The following is an 18,854-nucleotide window of genomic DNA, read 5'->3' as shown; positions in this document are numbered from 1 at the left end:
GTTTTCTTGGTCATGAACACCTCCAATGCCTCCAGTATGAGGCTTACCGGGGTGTCCGCTCCAATTAGACCAGTTCAGCACCCCCTGGACATAGGGCAGGATGCCGATGGCGTCCATGGCCTCCTGGCCGCGCTTGGCGTGAGGCGCCAAGTAGGTCAGGGCGTCATTCGAGGCGCTGTGCAACCAGTAGCGCTTGCCGCCGACCTGCATCCCGGTCTCGTCGGCATGCACGGTTGCCGCTTGCCTCAGCGCTGGGATCGCCCACTCGGCAAACGCCTCGGCGCGCTGATAGGCCTCTTGATTGAAGGCGAACAGCGTGCCGGTGCTCAGCGACAGATCGCACTGTGAGGCCAGCAACGCCTGGATGCGGGCATAGGGCAGCAACTGATACTGCGAGAGATAGACGACATGCGCCTTGAGATGTGGGCCATACTGGATCGGGCGGATCACGCCGTCGGGAAACGGCGCCACATGGCGCCGCCCGAGATCGTCCTCCAGCACCTCGGCGCGATACTCGGTGACGACGGCCTGGATCACGATGTCTTGCACCTGGCGCGTTTCGATTCCGACCGAGCGATAGGCGCGCCCTTTGGGCAAGGTGCGGCGATCGACGCGCAACGACACGATCTCGTCGGGATCGGTGACCGGCGCCAGCGTCTTGCCTTCGTGGCCGGGTTGCCCGCCGGGACGGCGCTGACCCTTGGCCCGGGAGCGGCGTTGGCGGTTGGGGTCCTGTGACGGCGGCTTGCTGCTGTTGCGGCTGCTGGTCGAGAGTCGGTCGGCCATCAGCTTGACCAGCAGCATCAACACGTCGATGGCAGCGCGCAGGGACGGCGAGACCGTGCGGTCGTCCCTGAGCTGCTGCCGGACCCGTTCCAGGGCCTCGTCGACGTTGATATCGCTGATGGTCATGTCACCGGATGAGAAGAATACCGAATGACGCTACTATGCCTGAGGAAACAGAGGGTTGGCGAGCACCACGTGCAGCCACCTGAATAGTTACGATTCGATTATTTTTAGAGACTTGCAATTAAATGGCACGATATATGCATAAATTATTAGCGCCGTGAACGTTTTGGAAGCGTGTACTTTTTGGCAACAGCGTGTTCTCTTTTTACTATTTTTATTAACACTCTCTGCCGACTACTCTCAGGATTGTTCTTGTTAAATTCACATCCACTTGATGAAGGGTTAATGATGAATACAAAAAGTAAAAGGAAGCTATTATGGGCGGTTGTCTTAACTGCGCTTTCAATAACATGGCTTCCATATTTCGGTGTGTTTAACACAGCTTCTATGGTGATGGGGTTGCCGCAGCCGTTGGCTGTGATTATTGCATCCAATATAGTGCTTACAGTTTGCGTTATTCTTATTTACCCGCTTTATTTTAAGCCTTTCATTAAAAAGCTTGAAGAAAAGCCTCTGCATGAGGAAGCTGTAAAATGAACAATACATTGACGGCTGTAGTATTGGCCGCATTCATTTTCGTTTTCATACTGGTATCATATCTATCTAAAAGGAATTCGGAGAAAGCATCCGGAAGTTCATCAGAAAATTTTATCATTGGTGGGCGTGGAATAGGCACAATAGTTCTAGTTTTGTCGATGGGAGCTACGTATTTTTCAACATGGACTCTTTTAGGTGCGTTCGGAGCATATTATAGATCTGGAGTTTGGTTTGCGGGATTTGCTGTTTGGACAATTTTCCATGCAATTTTCATATGGCTATTCGGGGCCAGGATTTGGTTGGCAGGAAAGAAATATGGCTTTATAACTCCGGGCCAGATGATTAAGCATTATTATAAAAGTAATAGGCTTAGGATTACGGTTGCATTGGTCGGGATATCTGCTTTAGTACCTGTAATGCTTATACAGGTCATTGGTGGGGCTAGAGCGCTTGAGGCCCTTACCGATGGTGCGATTCCGTATGTTGTAGGAGTTACAGTTACGTCGGTGATGGTGGGTGTTATTGTTCTGTGGGCAGGTTTTAAAGGTACTGCATGGACCGACTCTTTCATGGGTGTATTTTTTGCATCCATTTTGATATTTACAGCATTGTATGTCTTAAAGCTTTCTGGAGGGGCTGGGCTGTTCGAGCAAGTGTCACAATATAAGCCTGAACTTAACGTGGTTTCAGGAAATCCACTTGGGATGTTGGAGCTGTGGCTTGGGCTTGGGTTTGGTGCTTGGGTTCTTCCTCATATGTGGCAAAAATTTTATTCTGCTTCATCAGCCAAAGTTCTTGGAAAAGTGGCTATGGCCACACCTTTCTGGAACTCATGGATGATGGCCATTATTCCTCTTGTGGTTGGTATGGCGGCAGTTATTCCTGGGATTGCTCCGAGTGTAAATGTGGGCAACAGCGATACGATTCTTCCGCAAATATTCAACTTCCACTTTCCCATTTTGAGTGCTTTTGTAGTGGCTGGTATTCTTGCAGCTGCAATTTCCACCATTAATAGCCAGCTTCTTTCCTCGGCAAGTCTAGTTGCTGAAGATGTCGTAGATGGTTTGACGAAGGGAGATATGACAAGTAAAAGAGTTACTTGGGTTACAAGAGTTGTTGTCCTATCTCTTACGGTGATGATATTTGTGCTTGCAATGCTTCCGAGCGGTGCAGGGTTTTTAGTTCCAATTGCTTCTTTAGGTTTCGGCCTTGGCCTTCAGCTTGTGCCTTCGGCTTTAGGCATGCTGTATTTTAAATCGGTCTCGGAAACAGGAGCATTTCTTGGCCTGGTTCTAGGTGTTGTTGTTATGGCGCTCATGACAATTACCCAAATAGACATTCCTGTTGGGCCCAGTATTGCGGGAATTATAGTCAATATTGTTGTAACGATCGCTGTAAGCAAGGTAACCAAAAAGGTTCCAGAGTCTTCCGTGGTAGAGTTCCATGATATGTTCAATGAATATATGAGGGATAACACTGGGGAAGTGGTTTATTCAGAAGAAAAAAAGGCTTGAGGTTTTTATGAAAGATAAATTAAAAGTTGCAGTGGTGCAGGATTCAAGCGTTCCTTTTGATGCTGAAAAGACAGCCAGAAAAGCTTGTCACCTAATCGAAGAGGCCGCAATTAATGGTGCTGAGTTGGTGGTGTTTCCGGAGGCGTTTTTAGGCACCTATCCCAAAGGACTAACCTTTGATTCGCCAGTTGGTAAGCGACTCCCTGAAGGGAGAGAAGACTATCTTAAGTATTATAATGGCGCAGTTGAAATTGGTGGGTCCGAGATAAGCGACATTGCTTCGGTTGCTAGGGAAAATAATATCTTTGTAGTGATGGGGATCATTGAAAAGGGCGGAAGCACTCTTTATTGCACTGTCGTTTTCATTGATCCAGAGAAGGGGGTTGTTGGTAAAAGACGAAAGCTGATGCCAACGGGGTCTGAGAGACTTGTCTGGGGTTTCGGTGACGGTTCAACATTGGATATAGTTGAAAGTGAGCTAGGTGCGATAGGTACGGTAATATGTTGGGAAAATTACATGCCATCGTTGCGCGCTGCTATGTATGGTCAGGGTGTTGAAATATATTGCGCTCCTACCGCTGATGATAGGGATACTTGGGTCTCTACTATGCAACATATAGCTATGGAAGGTCGATGCTTTGTTCTTAGCTCTTGTCAATTCCTTAAGCGTGGTGATTTTGAAGAAGATTATCGCTGCACTCTTAGTGACAACCCAGAAGAAGTTTTAATGCGTGGTGGTAGTATGATCATAGGGCCGCTTGGTGAAATAATATCGGGCCCAGTTTATAATGAAAATGCTATTATTTACGCCGATATCGACAGTGATACTCTGGTAAAAAGCAAGTTAGACTTCGATCCGGTTGGGCATTACTCAAGGCCAGATGTTCTTTCTGTCCATGTGGATAAAGAAGAAAAAAAGGCTGTGTATTACTAATATGAAGTTCTAGTTAGCCCTCTTCCTCCTTCAGATGTGGAGGAAGAGGCTTGGTTTTTTGCTTGCATAGAAAATGCGCAAGATTATATAAAATTTCAGTCAAGTAATCTCCTGTGTTATATAGGGCGTTTTAACATTATGAGAGAGCTTTTCTTGTCAGTTTTTCCATTTGTTAGAAATATGGGTATTAATTGCTAAGTTTGGTGAGTAATAGATTATAATTTGGCTGCAAATTTGGCATGCTAGCCATCCTTCTGACATGCAGTATTTAAGTCCAGAATAAGGTCTGGTTGAGAAGTAAGTGGTTCGAGTAAGGATGATTTTAATTTTAGCTCATTATGTTGCACTCTCGTCAGTTAGTGCGATTAGAAGATTCGCCTGTAGCGGTTTAAATTAATAAATATAGTTTAGTTTCCGATGGGCATGAATGCTTTTTTTATAAAAGATTGATTACTTAATATGTCTGAAAAAGCGAGGTAAAGCATGGTTGGCACAGGGAGATTGCAATATAAAAATGTAGCCATACTGGTAATAAGTCAAACGCTTTTTATGGTGGCATCGATAACAGTACTAACACTAAGTGGGGTAGTCGGGCAGCAGTTGGCCTCTGCTCCAGAATTAGCCACAATGCCAATCTCTATGATGATGTTAGGTACAGTTATCTCGACCTTTCCTGCATCTCTATATATGAGGCGTGTGGGCCGCCGCCGTGGATTTATCACCGGCGCAAGTGTTGGTGGTGTAGCGGGGGGCTTGCTGAGCTTTGTCGCGATTTTGTTAGAGATGTTTTGGCTTTTCTGTCTGGGTAATTTACTTCTTGGCTTGTACCAAGGCTTTGCCATGTACTACCGTTTTGCTGCTGCAGATGTGGCAAGTCCAGCCTTTCGCAGCCGTGCGATCTCATTCGTCATGGCTGGCGGCGTGGCTGCTGCCTTCCTTGGTCCTTGGAACGCTACTGCTGCAACTGACTTAGTTGCTGGTGTGCCCTTAGGTGGGCCATATCTTGTAATTGCTACTCTAGCTTTACTGTCCATTGGTCTTTTAACCCAGCTCAGAGCACAGCCCAGTAGTGTCCTAAGCCCGGACATGATCTCTCGTTCAGGAGGAACTATTTGGCTCCAGGCGAGCTTTATGCTTGCAGTATTTTCCAGTGCAGTTGGATATTCGATAATGATGGTGGTAATGACAGCCACTCCACTTGCGATGCTTGCCCAAGGCTTTTCGATGTCGGAAGTATCTTTCATCATGCAATGGCATGTGCTTGGCATGTTTGCGCCGTCATTTTTTACTGGCAGCTTAATAGCTTTTTTTGGGGTGGCGCGTATTCTGTTGGTAGGTGCGCTCTTGGTAACTAGTGCCGTATTAACTCCTAACCTTGGCGATGGTTTGACACACTATTGGTCGGCTTTACTCCTGTTGGGAGTCGGGTGGAACTTTCTATTCATAGGTGGCAGTGCGCTGCTCTCGACAGTCCATTCTGAAGACGAACGAGGCAAGGTTCAGGGCATCAATGATCTGGTGATCTTTTCACTTGTAGCAGCTAGCTCATTAACATCTGGTGCTTTGCTTTATCAATTCGGCTGGAAGGTGCTAAATCTCATCATGTTGCCTCCAGTTCTTCTCGTGGTTTTCGCCACTATTTGGTACATGATGCGTGAAAGGTCATAGCTGTTAAAAATTTCATTGAATGTTGGCTTGGCAGTAGATTTTACTTCATGGAGGATTTTTGAAATTTCCACTCCAATAAATTTTTTTTAATATGGGTGATGAAAGTCAAATTTGTTCAATGATGATTGTCGGGAAGAAATTATGGAGCTTTAGCTAGGCGGCTGTGAAGAGTTGTAATATTTCACTCTAAAGTGTTATGCCGACATACTTCTTCAATGAAGCAGTCTGCCGCTTTTATTAAATGGCGCCCTGGTTTTTTGCAGATTATTGTAAAGCATTTTTGTACTTCGCATTCATTTATGTTAATAGATGCTAGCCTGGTGTCATGGTTGTTTTTTGTCACGCAAAAGTGAGGTAATATTGTGACGCCATTAGAGTCTTCTATGTAATGCTTGATCATTTCGATACTGTCCAGTTCGAATCTTATGTTCAGCTCGAATCCAAGTTTTTGTGTTGCAGCTGTGATCAATTGACGTGTTAAAAACTCAGGGTTTAATATTGTTATTTCATGACCTTCAAGTTCTTTTAAGCTGATGTTCTTCTTTAGAGCTAGTGAATGATTTCTTGGCGTGACAACTGTTAGTCTGGTATCAAAATATTTGATGGCTTCTATGTCGCTTGGTATTTTGGTGTCCATTACAATGCCAAAGTCAATGCCGCCAGATCGGATGGTTTCATAAACAGAGTCGCTTCCTAATATCTTCCCATTAAAATGTACATTTTTATGGGAGTTATTGAATGATTTTATGCTTGGGAAGAGCCAGTCTTTAGCGACACCTTCAATTGTAGCGTACTGAATGGTTCCAGATAATGTTCCATTCATTTCGTCAATTCTTGATCTTGCGATTTCCATTTCTCTAATTGTTTTTTCCATGTGGTGCGCTAAGATTTTTCCTTCCTCGGTAAGCTGGATTCCAGATGCTAGTCTGTCAATTAGTTTTGCCTTAAAGATATGCTCTAGGTTGGCTATCTGTTTGCTAATAGCAGAGGGGCTGACATGAAGTAACTCGGCTGCTTTGCGAACTGACCCGACCTTGGATACTGTTAAAAAATACTTGTATATGGTTATATGCATAATTATGGCCTTGTGGGGTGGTCCTGATGTCCGGCTGTATGCCCGCTGGGCATAAGAATTAACCAGCAGTGCGATTTTGAAAGTGTATAACGAACAAGGAGTGTTGGTATATGGTTGTCATATAATAACCCGATTCCGGCTAATGAAAAGCATAAGATGACCTGGTAGAAAAGTATGCAGCTAGTGGACATGATGTTTTTCTGATCAACCCTCGATTTTGAAGCCCCATGATTGAGGGCAAAGCTACAGAAATAGGATGTGACTGCTAGCGGGCTTGACTCGTCGTCCTCGTGTCGTAAGCTCAAGGGTGCAAGTGTCGCCTGTGGCGGCCCGGTGGTCTCGACCGGCACCAACCGAGGCATCCCGGCACCCAGGCGTTTCAAGGGTGCACCGCTTGGCGGTACGCCACCTCCCAAGGCCTCGCGCATCCCGAGACGAGGCCGCCCATCCGGGCTGGATGCCGTACCTCTTCTTCGGCACTCATGTGCCATCACCCACCAGGGGATTCACATCCCCGGTGGGGAAGGTGTGTCCCCTGTGTGCACTACCGCAGGAGATCCACCATGAAATCCTACGATATGTCGTTTCTGGCTCGTGACCACGGCTTTGCGGGCAAGGTCCGCATCAGCGAGCGGGTCATCGACGACTGCATGTACGTCGCAGAGCACGTGGTCTCGGAACATGGGGTCACGCCCATCGAACGATTCCAGCTGCTGCTGCAGAACCTGGCCCGCCAGCTGTCCGGGTACCCGGCTGGGACCCAGGCGGTGCGGCTGACGCATCATCGCATCCCGCCCAGCGGGAATCCCCACCAGCCTCTGGCTCTCGAGCTCGAGGCGTTGGTCGTGCAAGGCGACCGCCAGCACGGTGACTACCTGCTGGTGGCACGCCACGACGAGCTGAACCACACGCAGCTCTTCGCCGCGTAACCCTTCCTCACTACCCACCCCGACCGGGACATCGCTCCCGGAGGGGGCGGTCTCGGTCATGTCCGGAGGTTCTGGTCATGACACACACTTCAGCAGCTGCCCTCCCGGCAGAGTCTCGCTACTCTCCATCCAGCGCGCCTCAGCTGTTCGTCCGTGACAGCGACGGCAACTACCTGGCGGCCCCCGATGACCGCGTCATCGATGCGGCGCGGCAGGTGGTGGAGCGCTCCGTCTCCAAGGGCATGAAGCTCACCACGCCCAACCGGGTGCGTGAGTTCCTGTGGCTCAAGCTGGCCGGCTACGACCACGAGGTGTTCGGTGCCATCTTTCTGGACACCCAGCACCGCGTGATCGAGTTCAGCGAGCTGTTCCACGGCACCCTCGACTCCGCCTCGGTCTATCCACGGCAGGTGGTGAAGGCGGCGCTATACCACAACGCCGGTGCGGTGATCTTCACCCACAACCACCCCAGTGGGGAGCCCGACCCGAGCGATGCGGACCGACGCATCACCCAGCGCCTCAAGGAGGCGCTGGGTCTGATCGAGGTACGCGTGCTCGACCACATCGTGGTGGGCGGCTCGGACTCGGTTTCCTTCGCGGAGCGGGGCTATCTCTGATCCCTCGGGCGCTTGCCCGTGACCTCTTGGATGGGGCCGGCATTGCCGGCCCCATCCGCACTTTTTGCATCCTGTCGAACAGGAGTCTGGTGATGATCAAGATTCCCGGGCGGCTCACCGTCCGCACCATTCATGGGCGCAACGGCCCCTTCAACGTCGGCCGGCTGGCGGCCTCGATTGGCGAGTTCGTCATCAAGGACCCTCAGCTGGATCAGTTCAGCGAAGGGGTATTTGAGGGCGAGTTTCTGCTGCTCGAGATTCGCCCGGCGAGCTACTTCGCCGGTGGCCGGCTGGTGGTGGAGGTGCGTGCCAAGGTTGGCGAGATGCTGCTGACCGAGGACGGCATGCTGGTGACCCAGCATGGGCCACGCTTCGACTCCGCGGAGATGGATCCGCTGGAAGAGGAGGCCGCTCCTGCGCCACCCGTGCCGCCAGCCCCTCCTGCGCCTTGGCCAGGCGAGCCGATGGCTCCGCCCGCGCCGCCGTCTCAGGTTGATGCTGGCGAGGGACCAGGGCCGCAAGCCTCGGAGACCCACGCCGCTGGCCGGGAGGCCAATCCCGACGCCGAGCTCTTCGGCCTGCTCTGGCCCCTGGGGCAGAGCGTCAAGCTCGATCCCACCGTGGACCGAGCGCTGTTCCGCCGTCAGGTGAGTCGACTGAAAGAGTTGGGCTACCGATTCCAGGCGCCGACCCAGACCTGGCAAGCCGCTGCCTGAGGCAGCCACTCCCCACCGGGGCATCTCGATGCCCTGGGCTCGGGATGTCCCCATCGCTCTTTGCTAACCGATGGAGGCCATCATGCCCGAGCTCTACACCCTCGATGAGTGCCTGGACCTGTACGCCGATGCGTTCTGCCTTGGCCGGCAGTGTGAGTGCCTGTTTCTCTCCCTGTGGGGGCGGGATACGGCGCTGCAGGAGCTGCTGGCCAGGCTGACGCTGCCAAGGGCAGACAACGGTTTGGATACCCTGCATCTCTGCCAGGGCGACACTCGCCACCCCTTGGTCTTTAGGGACATGGACCGCTACTCCCGGCGCTCCGCCCGGTTGCGCCAGACGTGCTTCGGCACCCTGGTGCACGTATGGCTCTTCGATCAGCGCTGCATCACGCCGGATCGCGCCAACCTGCACAGCATCGTCCTGCTCGACGACGAGGAGGGCGCCCGCCCGGTGGATGACCAGCTGTGGCCTCGCGTGCGGGAGCTCTGCCCGCTGCCCCTGCTGGATCACTGGCAGGCGCCGGTGATGACGCTGCTGCATGCCCAGCAGGCGGTACTGCCAGCCTCGTTCTCACAGGGGCCGATTCAGGCCTGGGAGATCTCACTCGATGAGAACGACCTGGCCCTGCGCCTCAGCGGCATGATTCGCGCCGGCGTGCTTACCCCCGAGACCTGAGCGCTCGTTCCACCACGGTGCGGCCGTTCTGGCTGCGCCTACCATACCCAACCGACAGGAGGTGTCGCATGGCACTGATGTTTCAGCGCATCGCGCACAACTTCGCCAGGAATGGCTACTTCCCCACGGATGAAGCGTCGCTCGAGCGGGTGCTTCAGGCGCTGAGCCCGGCAAGCGCCGGGCGGATGCGGGTGCTCGACCCCTGTGCAGGGGAGGGCGCTGCCATCGCCGAGCTTTCCCACCACCTGGGGCGCGAACGCGTTCAGGCCTGCGGGGTGGAGTATCACGCCGAGCGGGCCGCCTCGATGGATGGCCTGGTGGATAGAGGCCTACAGGGCGACCTGATGGACACGGTGATCTCACCGCGCAGCATGGGCTGCCTGTGGCTCAACCCGCCCTATGGCGACCTGCTGGCCGACCACGCCGGCTACGAGAGCTATCAGGGCAAGGGGCGCAGGCGCCTGGAGAAGCTGTTCTACCAGCGCACCGTTGGCACCCTGCAGGTCGGGGGCGTGATGGTGTTGATCGTTCCCGACTACGCCCTGGACAAGGAGCTGACCGGCTGGCTGGTCAACCACTTCACCGAGCTGAGGGTCTTCCGCGCCGCCGTGGATGACTTCCAGCAGGTGGTGATCCTGGGCCGCCGGGTGCGACGCCGTGAGGCGCAGCGCAGCCAGGAGGCCAAGGCGATGCGCGCCCATCTGCTGCGCGTGGGAAGCAAGGAGGTCATACCCGAGGTGATCCCGGCGGTGTGGCCCTTCGAGCCCTACGCGGTGCCGGCGGCTCAGGGCGAGCTGCGCCACTTCTATCGCGTGTCGCTCGATGCCGAGCAGCTGGCCGATGAGGTTGGGAAGCTGCAGGGGCTCTGGCCCGAGGTGGGCAGCGTGTTCGGGAGGACCGGCCTTTCGCCGCGTCCCCCAGTGCGCCGACTCTCCTCCTGGCATCTGGCCCTGTCGCTGGCGGCCGGGGCCATCTCCGGCGTGGTGACCGCGCCCAACGGCCGCTGCCTGGTGGTCAAGGGCAACACCCACAAGGATAAGGTCGCCAAGACCGAGTTCACCGAGCGGGAGGATGGCTCCATCACCGAGACCCGCGTGCTCACCGACCGCTTCGTACCGGTGATCCGCGCCTGGGAGATGACGCTTGACTCGCCTCGCTGTGGGCAGCTGCTGACCATCACCTCGACGCCGGCGGCCAACGACGGCGAGCGGCAGGAGGGTGATCAGACGGCAAACGCCGAGGCAGGCGATGCGCCTGCGCCGCTCAACCGGGTCGCCGAGCGTGCCGCGAGGCCGGATCCACGCCGCTTCGAGGTGGGGCGCGTGGTCATGACTCGGGCCGTCAATGAGCTGGTGGAGCGAGGCGAGGTCTCGCCCATGGCGCTGCTCCGACGACACGTCACCGGCGACTGGGGTGACGTGCCCGAGGAGGACCGCCTGAGCAACGAGCAGGCCCTGATTCACGGTGACAGGCTGCTCTCGTCCTACCGGATCCGTGAGTCGCTCACGGTCTGGATCATCACCGAGGCGGATCGCAGCGCCACCACGCTGCTGCTGCCAGACGACTACTGACCGGCGCCCCGGGCGCCATTCCCCACGGCGGGCCTTTCCAACCCGCCAGGGGAGGGGAGTGTCCGCCGTTTTCTTGTGCACAAGGAGACGGACATGAACGACATCACTCAGCTGCCGGCGCCGGCCGGCATGGCGCAGTCTGGCGAGGTCTTCGGGCCTCAGGTGGACCTCAACGCCTTCGTGGAGGAGTTTGGTGATGGCCTGCTGGCCTCGCTCAACCGCTCCCATCCCCCGGTCTATGACGGCGAGGCCAACCCTCGTCGCCAGGCCATCATGGATGCCCTCAAGCGGGCGCCTTTCCCAGAGCAGGCCGAGGTGGTTCAGGCCATCTCGGCCCTGCTGCTCGACCGGCACGAGCCGGCGGGCATCATCAACGCCGAGATGGGCACCGGCAAGACCATGATGGCCATCGCCACGGCGGCGGTCTGTCATGCCGAGGGCTATCGGCGTTTCCTGGTGATCGCACCGCCCCACCTGGTCTACAAGTGGCGGCGGGAGATCCTGGAGACCGTCGATCAGGCCAGGGTCTGGGTGCTGAACGGCCCGGACACCCTGGTCAAGCTGCTCAAGCTCCGTGAAGCCCTGGGCCAGCCGTCCGATGGGCGGCCGGAGTTCTTCATCCTGGGGCGTGTGCGCATGCGCATGGGCTTCCACTGGCGTCCCGCCGCGGCGCGCAAGCGCGTGCCGGGCGGCGAGCTGGCGGCCTGCCCCCAGTGCGGTGGCACGGTGGTCGACTGCGACAACGAGGTGGTATCGCTGTCGCAGTTTCTCCGTGAGGAGCGGCGCCACAAGTGCCGGCACTGTCACAGCCCTCTCTGGACGCTGATGCGACCCCAGCGGGCGACGGGCACCCTGCAGCGCGACCTGGTACTCAAGGCGCTGCGCAAGCTGCCCACCATCGGCAAGGTCTCCTCGGAGCGCCTGGTGCAGCAGTTTGGCGAGGAGTTCCTGGCCACGCTGCTGGGTGACAACATCCACGAGTTCATCAACCTCATGGATGAGAACGGGGAGCTGGTGTTCTCCGACCGGCAGGCGGCCCGTATGGAGCGGGCCATGGCCGCTATGGAGTTCGGTTTCGGTGAAGGCGGCTATCAGCCGACCGAGTTCATCAAGCGGCAGCTGCCGGATCACACCTTCGATCTGCTGATCGTGGACGAGGGCCATGAATACAAGAACGCCGGGTCGGCCCAGGGCCAGGCCATGGGCGTGCTGGCAGCCAAGGCGCGTAAGTCGCTGCTGCTGACCGGCACCCTGATGGGCGGCTATGCCGACGACCTGTTCCACCTGCTGTTCCGCATCCTCACGCCGAGGATGCTCGAGGATGGGTATCGCCCCAACGGGCGCGGATCGATGGGCCCTGCGGCCATGTCGTTCCTGCGCGACCACGGGGTGCTGAAGGACATCTACACCGAGCGCGATGGCGACGCCCACAAGACAGCGCGAGGCAAGAAGCTGTCGGTGCGCACCGTCAAGGCCCCGGGCTTCGGCCCCAAGGGGATCATGCGTTACGTGCTGCCCTTCACCGTCTTCCTCAAGCTCAAGGACATCGGTGGCAACGTGTTGCCGCCCTACGATGAAGACTTCATCGAGGTGCCGATGGACGACGAGCAGGCCTTTGCCTACCGGCGGCTCGAGGGTCAACTGACCGCCGAGCTCAGACAGGCGCTGGCACGCAAGGACACCACTCTGCTGGGCGTGGTGCTCAATGCGCTGCTGGCCTGGCCGGACTGCTGCTTTCGACCGGAGACGGTCAAGCATCCACGCTCGGGCAGTCTGTTGGCGTTCGTGAAGAGCCTCTTCGGCGAGCAGCAGCCGATGCCCAAGGAGCGCGAGCTGGTGGATATCTGCCGGCAAGAGAAGGTGGAGGGGCGCAAGGTGCTGGTCTACACGACCTACACCGGCAAGCGTGATACCAGCAGCCGACTCAAGGCGATGCTCACCCAGGCCGGCTTCAAGGTCGCGGTGCTGCGCTCGAGCGTGGAGACCCAGCGGCGCGAGGACTGGATTGCCGATCAGGTCGACCGCGGTGTCGACGTGCTGATCACCAATCCGGACCTGGTGAAGACCGGGCTCGACCTGCTGGACTTCCCCACCATCGTCTTCATGCAGACGGGCTGGAACGTCTACACCCTGCAGCAGGCCGCCCGCCGCTCCTGGCGGATCGGCCAGCGGCAGCCGGTGAAGGTGCTCTACCTCGGCTATGCCGGATCGTCACAGATCGCCTGCCTGTCGCTGATGGCCAAGAAGATCGCCGTGGCCCAGAGCACGTCGGGAGACGTGCCCGAGTCAGGCCTGGATGCCCTCAACACGGACGGAGACTCCGTGGAGATGGCCCTGGCCAGGCAGCTGGTCAACTGACCGATACCCAACCTATGCCCCCTCTTCGGAGGGGGCTTTTTGTCACTGCGGCAAGAGACTGCTCGCCGGATGAGACTTTGGTTGTAAGTCTTCTGAGACGATAAGTTAATACATCGCTTATAAATAATATGGGCATAATCTGGATGAGATTGATTGCACGATAATTATAATCGTGCGCGCTTGGGTCGCATCCCACGGCTATTGCACCAGGGCAAGGAGTGCCCCGGAGTAAACCCCTCTCATCGCATTTAACGTTTCTGCTTGTGCCCGTCAGGGCCCAGCGTTGTGATGCACGGACTGCATCCAGAGGAGCGAAAATTGCGGATTCTCAATATTCTACGCGGCCGCCGCAGCGCGACCGACAGCGTCCAGGATGACGCCGGCTGGGAAAGCCCGCGCACCGGCGCGGAGCTTCTAGCCACGCCCTATCGGCAGCAGTTGCTCCGGGCAATACAGGAAAGCACCTCGCTGACGGCGCCGGTGTTCGAGGCCTACGTCAAGGAGCCGCTGCAACGATACGCCGAGCGTGTCCAGCTGCTGCCAGCCTCGGAATCTCACCACCATAGCTACCCAGGTGGCATGCTGGACCATGGCCTCGAAACCTGTGTGTTTGGCCTCAGGCTCCGACGACAGCACCTGCTCCCTCCGAAGGAGTCACCCGAAAAACAGTCCTCTACGGGGGAGCTCTGGAGCGTGGCGGTCATCTATGCCTGCCTGCTGCACGATATCGCTAAGGTCATCGTCGACGTCGATATACACCTGAAATCCGGCCGAAGGTGGTGCCTGTGGGAGGGCATCATTCCCGACCAGTATCGCGTTCGCTATATCAAGGGGCGAGACTACTTCCTTCACGCTGCGGCCAACCCCCTCTTGTGCAAGGAGGTGATGGGCAATGCCGGGCTCGAGTGGCTGAAAAGCCAGCCGGAGCTGTTTGGCCTGGTGATGTACGCGATCAGTGGCCACTCGGAGCGCTCCGGGGTGATTGGGGAAATCGTCAGCCAGGCCGACAGGGCCAGCGTCGCCAAGTCGCTGGGCGGCAAGGTCTCCAATATCGACAAGGCACCTCGCGAATCCCTACAGAGCAAGCTCAAAGGCGCTATTCGCCACATCGTCACAGAAAAGATCCGCCTGAATGAAAAAGGGGCTCAGGGGTTTGTCACCTCCGAGGCGCTGTGGCTGGTGACGCCACTGATACCACGAGAGATCAAGAGCTACCTGCTTTCCCATGGCATAGAGGGCGTGCCATCCAATGAGTCTCGCCTCTATGACGAAATGCAGTCCCATGGCCTGATTATAGAGAATCCAGAGGGGCGTTCGATCTGGAAGTGTAGGGTCGAGATGGGGGAATGGCGAACCGATCTCTCCATGCTCAAGGTTCATAAGTCGCTCGTTTGGAGCGGTGATGAGGAGCCTGAGATTTTCTCGGGGAGTGTCGAGTCCCTTGACGTTGGTGAGAGTGGTGAAGGTAGTCAGCCAGCTAGGCAACAGCGTGAAGATCAGGAGCCAGGTGACAAGCCTGCAACTACAGAAATTTCAAGCGAGCGTACTGAATCGGGTCGCACCGAGAAAATCCAGGATGATCTGGAAGCCTCCATTCTTGATATCGCCACAGGCGGCGATGAGAAAGCAGCGCCAGGTTTGGAGCGGCAGCCACGTAACCCTGATACGGGTGCCGAGAAGCTTGCGGAGCAGGCATCGCTCGGACAGTCATCATCCGGGGAAGAGTTTCTCGCCTGGCTGCGAGACGGGCTGAAGACTCACAAGGTATTGATGAACGACTCCAAGGCCCTAGTGCATGCCGTAGATGGGATGCTGATGGTGGTCAGCCCCAAGGTGTTCAAGCGCTATTGTCAGGAGGTGAGCGGAGAAGAGAAAGGCTGGAAAGAAGTTCAGGATTCATTCCAGAAGCTGAAGCTTCACAAGAAAAACAAGGATGGCGGAAGTTTTCACAAGGTAAGGGTGGTCGGTCCAAACAAGAAGTCGAGCACGCTTTCTGGGTATCTTGTGGGGAAGGATGACCTGATGGAGGAGGGTAAGGAGGTGTTTGATAACCCCTTTATTGACCTGATTGATGGGAAGCCTGAAGAATGAAAACATTTACCTTTGACGACTTGCTGCAATCCTATTTTTCTGAGCGCTGGCTGACCGAAAGAAGCCGGATTTCCTATAGCGTTCCGGTGAAGCTATTCCGGAGATTCGTGGGCCAGGATAAGCTGCCTGCGGAGGTGTCCCGTGATGATGTCAGGGAGTGGAGGGAGTTCTGCTTCTCGGAGGAGGGCAGAAACCTCGCGCACTCAAGCTGGAATAACTACTGCCGGCACAACCGAATCCTCTTCAAGCATGCGATTGATCACGCCTTGATCGATATCTCCTACAACCCTTTTGCCAAGATGGAGGTCAGCTCCCCCAAAAAACGCAAAAAGACGCTAAGCAAGCGGCAGGTCGATATGGCACGCGAGGCCATCAGCCTGTATAAAAGGATAGAGGTTCACCAAGGAAAGCCCTCCATGCTGCATCCCGTCTGGTTCTGGGAAGCCGTGTTTGAAACGTTCTACCATACCGGTATTCGACTGACTCAACTGCTGCTGATGAAGCCCGAGGATGTCAACCTAAAGAGCCGCGTTCTCACCGCTACCTGGCAGGGCGCAAAGAATAACCGGGAGCACTTTGTTCCCATCTCCAATGCCCTCTATCCGCATTTGGAAAACCTGCTGAATTCTGCCAGAGCGGTGGGTATCCAGCGGGGCGAGCAGCTCTTTAACGTGAACCGATTCAGCGTTCGGCACCGAATGGAGACGATGGACTCCTGGCAGGTGGAGAGCTTCTATCAGAAGCTCTCCCAGATTTGCGGCTACCAGATGAGTCCGCACCGATTCCGCCATACCTTGGGCACTGAGCTGATGAAAGAGCCGGACCGTAACCTGCACATCGTCAAGGCGCTGCTTGGCCACAGTAATATCAGCACAACGCTCGAGTACGTCGAGGTCGATATCGGCAGCCTGCGCAGTGCCATCGAGGGGCGTGTCTAGTTGTAATGCACGTCAACTGCAACAAGACTGTTTGGCTTGGCGAGGCTACTCGAGAACGACCCTGGGCAGATAGAAGGACACCACCCAGTTCGGCGCATCGACGATCTCGCTGATGCGCAGGTCCCCGCATACCGAGCAGAGCATGTAGGCCTGTTCGGCCGGCAGGTTCCGCGTCTTTCCCAGCCAGTCGATGGCGCCCTCCACCGCCTGGCGAGCACCGGTCATCAGGTCGGGCCCGATGCCCGTGAACACCTCGTAGCCGGCGCCATCCAGGTGACGCGTCACCGGCCCCGGCGTGCTGAAGCGGGGCATGGCCAGGTGCGTGTCCTTGATCAGGTCCAGGGTGACACTGACCTGCATGGCGCTCTCGATGGCCGTGCCGCAGACCTCCCCGTCGCCTTGGGCGGCATGGGTATCGCCGATCGAGAACAGTGCTCCGACGACCTCCACCGGGAGGTAGAGGGTGCTGCCGGCGCTCAGGTCGCGGATATCGAGATTCCCACCGACTCGCCTCGGCGGCACGATGGAGTGGGTGCCCTCAGCGGCGGGGGCCAGTCCGATGGTGCCGGCGAACGGCTTGAGGGGGATGCGCGCCTGGCTGCCGAAGGCGGCAGGCGTTCGGGCGGTGGAGTCGTAGTCCCACAGGAACAGATCTGGTGAGGTGAACTGATCGGCTAGCAGACCGAACCCGGGGATGATGGCGGTCCAGCCGAACCCGGAGGGGCGGAACTCGTTGATCGTCACCTTGAGGATGTCGCCCGGTTGCGCACCATCGACAAAGATGGGGCCGGTCACAGGGTTGAGGTGCTCGAACGGCATGGTCGCCACGTCCGCCGCCTTCGACTCTCGGGTGAAGTACCCGCCCGCTGCATCCTGGCACTCGAAGGAGAGCGTGGTTCCGGGTGCCACCGTCTCGACGGGAGCGTTGGCATGGTTCCAGCCGTGATGGCAGTGCTGGCCATGAATCGTCTTGATGGGCGTCGGGTGAGCCATGGCGGCATCTCCTTCCGGGGTGAATGACTCAGGGCATCAGGGCGCTGGCGATACTCAGCAGTCGCTGATCCTGATAGCGGTCGGCGATCAGCTGCACGCCGACGGGTAGGCCCAGGGGCGTCCAGTGCAGTGGCAGGTTCACGCAGGGCACTCCCAGCAGGGTCCAGGCCCGCGAGTAGATCGGGTCGCCGGTGCTGGCGAGGCCTTCCGGAGCTGCGCCCGGGGCGCTGGGGGCCAGCAGCACGTCGAAGCGCTCGGCAAGCTGTTGCGACAACTCGATCCTGGCCCGCTCGGTGGCCTGCCGCGCCTGCCAGTAAGTGGCGAGGGTGAGGTTCTGCCCCTCGTCCAGCAGCGCAAGCAGAGGCGAACTCATCAACGCCCCAAAGCGTTCACGCTCGCTGGCCAGGGCTCTCGTGGCCTCATAGGCCAGGATGACCCGCTGGTGCGCCACGAGCTCATCGAATGACGCGCCCAGCTCGGCGGTACCGATATCGGCGCCAAGGGCGGCCATCTTCTCACCGGCGCCTTTCAGGGCGGTGGCGGTCTCCGGCGACGGCGAATGTGTGCTGGGCACCTGGCAGAGGCCGACGCGGACCCCGTCGAGCCGCGTCAGGGTGCGGATCGGGGGACTGCCGGTGAGAGCCCTGAACAGCGTGCGGCTGTCCTCCAGGTGCCGCGTGAACCACCCCAGCGTGTCCAGCGACGGCGCGAGTGCCTTCACCCCGGCGACGCCCAGCGTGCCGTGGGTGGGCTTGAACCCCACGACGCCGCAGTAGCTGGCTGGACGAATGATACTGCCCACTGTCTGGGTACCCAGCGCTACGGGCACCATGCCAGCGGCAACAGCCGCCGCCGAACCGCTCGAGGAGCCGCCCGGGGTGCGTGTCGGGTCGTGCGGGTTACGCGTCTTGCTGGGCTGAAAGTAGGCATACTCGGTCGATACCGTCTTGCCCATGGGCAGGGCGCCGAGGCGAGCGAGCTCGGTGACGATGGAGGCATCCAGATCAGACTGAGCGACCCGATGATAGCCTCGGGTGCCCCAGGTGGTAGGCAGCCGTGCCGTATCGATGATGTCCTTGATGCCCACCGGTATTCCGAAGAGGGACTGGCCAGGCTTCACGCCATCAGGGGCGGTGATGGCGGGCTCGGGGGCCTGGCACTCCCAAGCCTGGAGGGTGGGCTCCAGGGCATCGATCCGTTCCCGGCAGGCCCGCCACCAGTCGAGTGGCGCGAACTCGCCGCGGGAGAGTCCGCGCTGAAAGCCTGCCAGGGTCATCTGGGTCCAATCGGTCATCTGCCTTTCACTCCTGACTGACCTGCTGCGTGAA

At 57.1% G+C, this 18,854-nt stretch carries 16 protein-coding genes; 12 read left to right on the top strand and 4 right to left on the bottom strand.

From position 1 onward, the window contains the following. The coding region (locus CPA45_RS13980) for an IS66 family transposase (RefSeq protein ID WP_244287609.1) at positions 1-912 on the bottom strand (912 nt) is incomplete at its 3' end. Between the two features lie 249 nt (positions 913-1,161). Here CPA45_RS13980 and CPA45_RS13975 point away from each other — a divergent pair. From CPA45_RS13975 to CPA45_RS13960, 4 genes are all read left to right on the top strand, one after another. Further along, positions 1,162-1,446, top strand: coding sequence for a hypothetical protein (locus tag CPA45_RS13975; RefSeq protein ID WP_096652451.1), 285 nt, complete (start codon positions 1,162-1,164; stop codon positions 1,444-1,446). Then, on the top strand, positions 1,443-2,960 hold the full coding sequence (locus CPA45_RS13970) for a sodium:solute symporter family protein (RefSeq protein WP_096652449.1): 1,518 nt from the start codon (positions 1,443-1,445) through the stop codon (positions 2,958-2,960). The genes CPA45_RS13975 and CPA45_RS13970 overlap by 4 nt, the downstream gene beginning before the upstream one ends. Before the next feature lie 7 nt (positions 2,961-2,967). Further along, on the top strand, positions 2,968-3,894 hold the full coding sequence (locus CPA45_RS13965; RefSeq protein WP_096652447.1) for a carbon-nitrogen hydrolase family protein: 927 nt from the start codon (positions 2,968-2,970) through the stop codon (positions 3,892-3,894). Positions 3,895-4,377: 483 nt separating this feature from the next. Continuing rightward, complete coding sequence (locus CPA45_RS13960; protein ID WP_096652445.1) at positions 4,378-5,562, top strand: MFS transporter; 1,185 nt, start codon at positions 4,378-4,380, stop codon at positions 5,560-5,562. 181 nt (positions 5,563-5,743) lie between these two features. On the opposite strand, the gene CPA45_RS13955 is transcribed toward CPA45_RS13960, so the two are convergent. Next, positions 5,744-6,637, bottom strand: a complete 894-nt coding sequence (locus tag CPA45_RS13955) for a LysR family transcriptional regulator (protein WP_096652443.1) — start codon at positions 6,635-6,637, stop codon at positions 5,744-5,746. Positions 6,638-7,200: 563 nt separating this feature from the next. On the opposite strand from CPA45_RS13955, the gene CPA45_RS13950 reads away from it, so the two are divergent. The 8 genes from CPA45_RS13950 (at position 7,201) to CPA45_RS13915 (ending at position 16,533) form a co-directional block, all read left to right on the top strand. After that, a complete protein-coding gene (locus CPA45_RS13950) occupies positions 7,201-7,566 on the top strand; it encodes a hypothetical protein (RefSeq protein WP_096652441.1) in 366 nt (121 codons plus the stop codon). A 77-nt stretch (positions 7,567-7,643) separates the two neighbouring features. Then, a complete protein-coding gene (gene radC, locus CPA45_RS13945) occupies positions 7,644-8,183 on the top strand; it encodes a RadC family protein (RefSeq protein ID WP_096652439.1) in 540 nt (179 codons plus the stop codon). Between the two features lie 92 nt (positions 8,184-8,275). Next, complete coding sequence (locus CPA45_RS13940) at positions 8,276-8,899, top strand: DUF3275 family protein (RefSeq protein ID WP_096652437.1); 624 nt, start codon at positions 8,276-8,278, stop codon at positions 8,897-8,899. An 82-nt stretch (positions 8,900-8,981) separates the two neighbouring features. Then, positions 8,982-9,575, top strand: coding sequence for a hypothetical protein (locus CPA45_RS13935; protein ID WP_096652435.1), 594 nt, complete (start codon positions 8,982-8,984; stop codon positions 9,573-9,575). A gap of 17 nt (positions 9,576-9,592) precedes the next feature. Then, positions 9,593-11,146 (top strand): DUF6094 domain-containing protein, encoded by a 1,554-nt coding sequence (locus CPA45_RS13930; RefSeq protein ID WP_479694245.1) that lies wholly within the window; start codon positions 9,593-9,595, stop codon positions 11,144-11,146. 93 nt (positions 11,147-11,239) lie between these two features. Further along, positions 11,240-13,504, top strand: coding sequence for an SNF2-related protein (locus tag CPA45_RS13925; RefSeq protein ID WP_096652431.1), 2,265 nt, complete (start codon positions 11,240-11,242; stop codon positions 13,502-13,504). A 318-nt stretch (positions 13,505-13,822) separates the two neighbouring features. Further along, a complete protein-coding gene (mobH, locus tag CPA45_RS13920; RefSeq protein WP_165771564.1) occupies positions 13,823-15,595 on the top strand; it encodes a MobH family relaxase in 1,773 nt (590 codons plus the stop codon). Then, a complete protein-coding gene (locus CPA45_RS13915; RefSeq protein WP_096652427.1) occupies positions 15,592-16,533 on the top strand; it encodes a tyrosine-type recombinase/integrase in 942 nt (313 codons plus the stop codon). Before mobH ends, CPA45_RS13915 begins: the two co-directional genes overlap by 4 nt. A gap of 45 nt (positions 16,534-16,578) precedes the next feature. Here CPA45_RS13915 and CPA45_RS13910 read toward each other — a convergent pair whose 3' ends face one another. Together CPA45_RS13910 and CPA45_RS13905 are read right to left on the bottom strand one after the other, a co-directional pair. Then, positions 16,579-17,526, bottom strand: a complete 948-nt coding sequence (locus CPA45_RS13910) for an acetamidase/formamidase family protein (protein WP_096652425.1) — start codon at positions 17,524-17,526, stop codon at positions 16,579-16,581. 28 nt (positions 17,527-17,554) lie between these two features. Next, positions 17,555-18,820, bottom strand: a complete 1,266-nt coding sequence (locus tag CPA45_RS13905; RefSeq protein ID WP_096652423.1) for an amidase — start codon at positions 18,818-18,820, stop codon at positions 17,555-17,557. Positions 18,821-18,854: the final 34 nt, after the last annotated feature.

Origin of the sequence: Vreelandella nigrificans, assembly GCF_002374315.1 — a bacterium.
Taxonomy (GTDB): domain Bacteria; phylum Pseudomonadota; class Gammaproteobacteria; order Pseudomonadales; family Halomonadaceae; genus Vreelandella; species Vreelandella nigrificans.
Note: the sequence above shows the minus strand (reverse complement) of the source record. Positions and strands in the feature narration are given on the sequence as shown.

Excerpts from the sequence above, each read along its gene's own strand:
- CPA45_RS13970 (WP_096652449.1), top strand. The coding sequence starts at position 1,443 with ATGAACAATACATTGACGGCTGTAGTATTGGCCGCATTCATTTTCGTT.
- CPA45_RS13965 (WP_096652447.1), top strand. The coding sequence starts at position 2,968 with ATGAAAGATAAATTAAAAGTTGCAGTGGTGCAGGATTCAAGCGTTCCT.
- CPA45_RS13960 (WP_096652445.1), top strand. The coding sequence starts at position 4,378 with ATGGTTGGCACAGGGAGATTGCAATATAAAAATGTAGCCATACTGGTA.
- CPA45_RS13955 (WP_096652443.1), bottom strand. The coding sequence starts at position 6,637 with ATGCATATAACCATATACAAGTATTTTTTAACAGTATCCAAGGTCGGG.
- CPA45_RS13950 (WP_096652441.1), top strand. The coding sequence starts at position 7,201 with ATGAAATCCTACGATATGTCGTTTCTGGCTCGTGACCACGGCTTTGCG.
- radC (WP_096652439.1), top strand. The coding sequence starts at position 7,644 with ATGACACACACTTCAGCAGCTGCCCTCCCGGCAGAGTCTCGCTACTCT.
- CPA45_RS13940 (WP_096652437.1), top strand. The coding sequence starts at position 8,276 with ATGATCAAGATTCCCGGGCGGCTCACCGTCCGCACCATTCATGGGCGC.
- CPA45_RS13935 (WP_096652435.1), top strand. The coding sequence starts at position 8,982 with ATGCCCGAGCTCTACACCCTCGATGAGTGCCTGGACCTGTACGCCGAT.
- CPA45_RS13925 (WP_096652431.1), top strand. The coding sequence starts at position 11,240 with ATGAACGACATCACTCAGCTGCCGGCGCCGGCCGGCATGGCGCAGTCT.
- CPA45_RS13915 (WP_096652427.1), top strand. The coding sequence starts at position 15,592 with ATGAAAACATTTACCTTTGACGACTTGCTGCAATCCTATTTTTCTGAG.
- CPA45_RS13910 (WP_096652425.1), bottom strand. The coding sequence starts at position 17,526 with ATGGCTCACCCGACGCCCATCAAGACGATTCATGGCCAGCACTGCCAT.
- CPA45_RS13905 (WP_096652423.1), bottom strand. The coding sequence starts at position 18,820 with ATGACCGATTGGACCCAGATGACCCTGGCAGGCTTTCAGCGCGGACTC.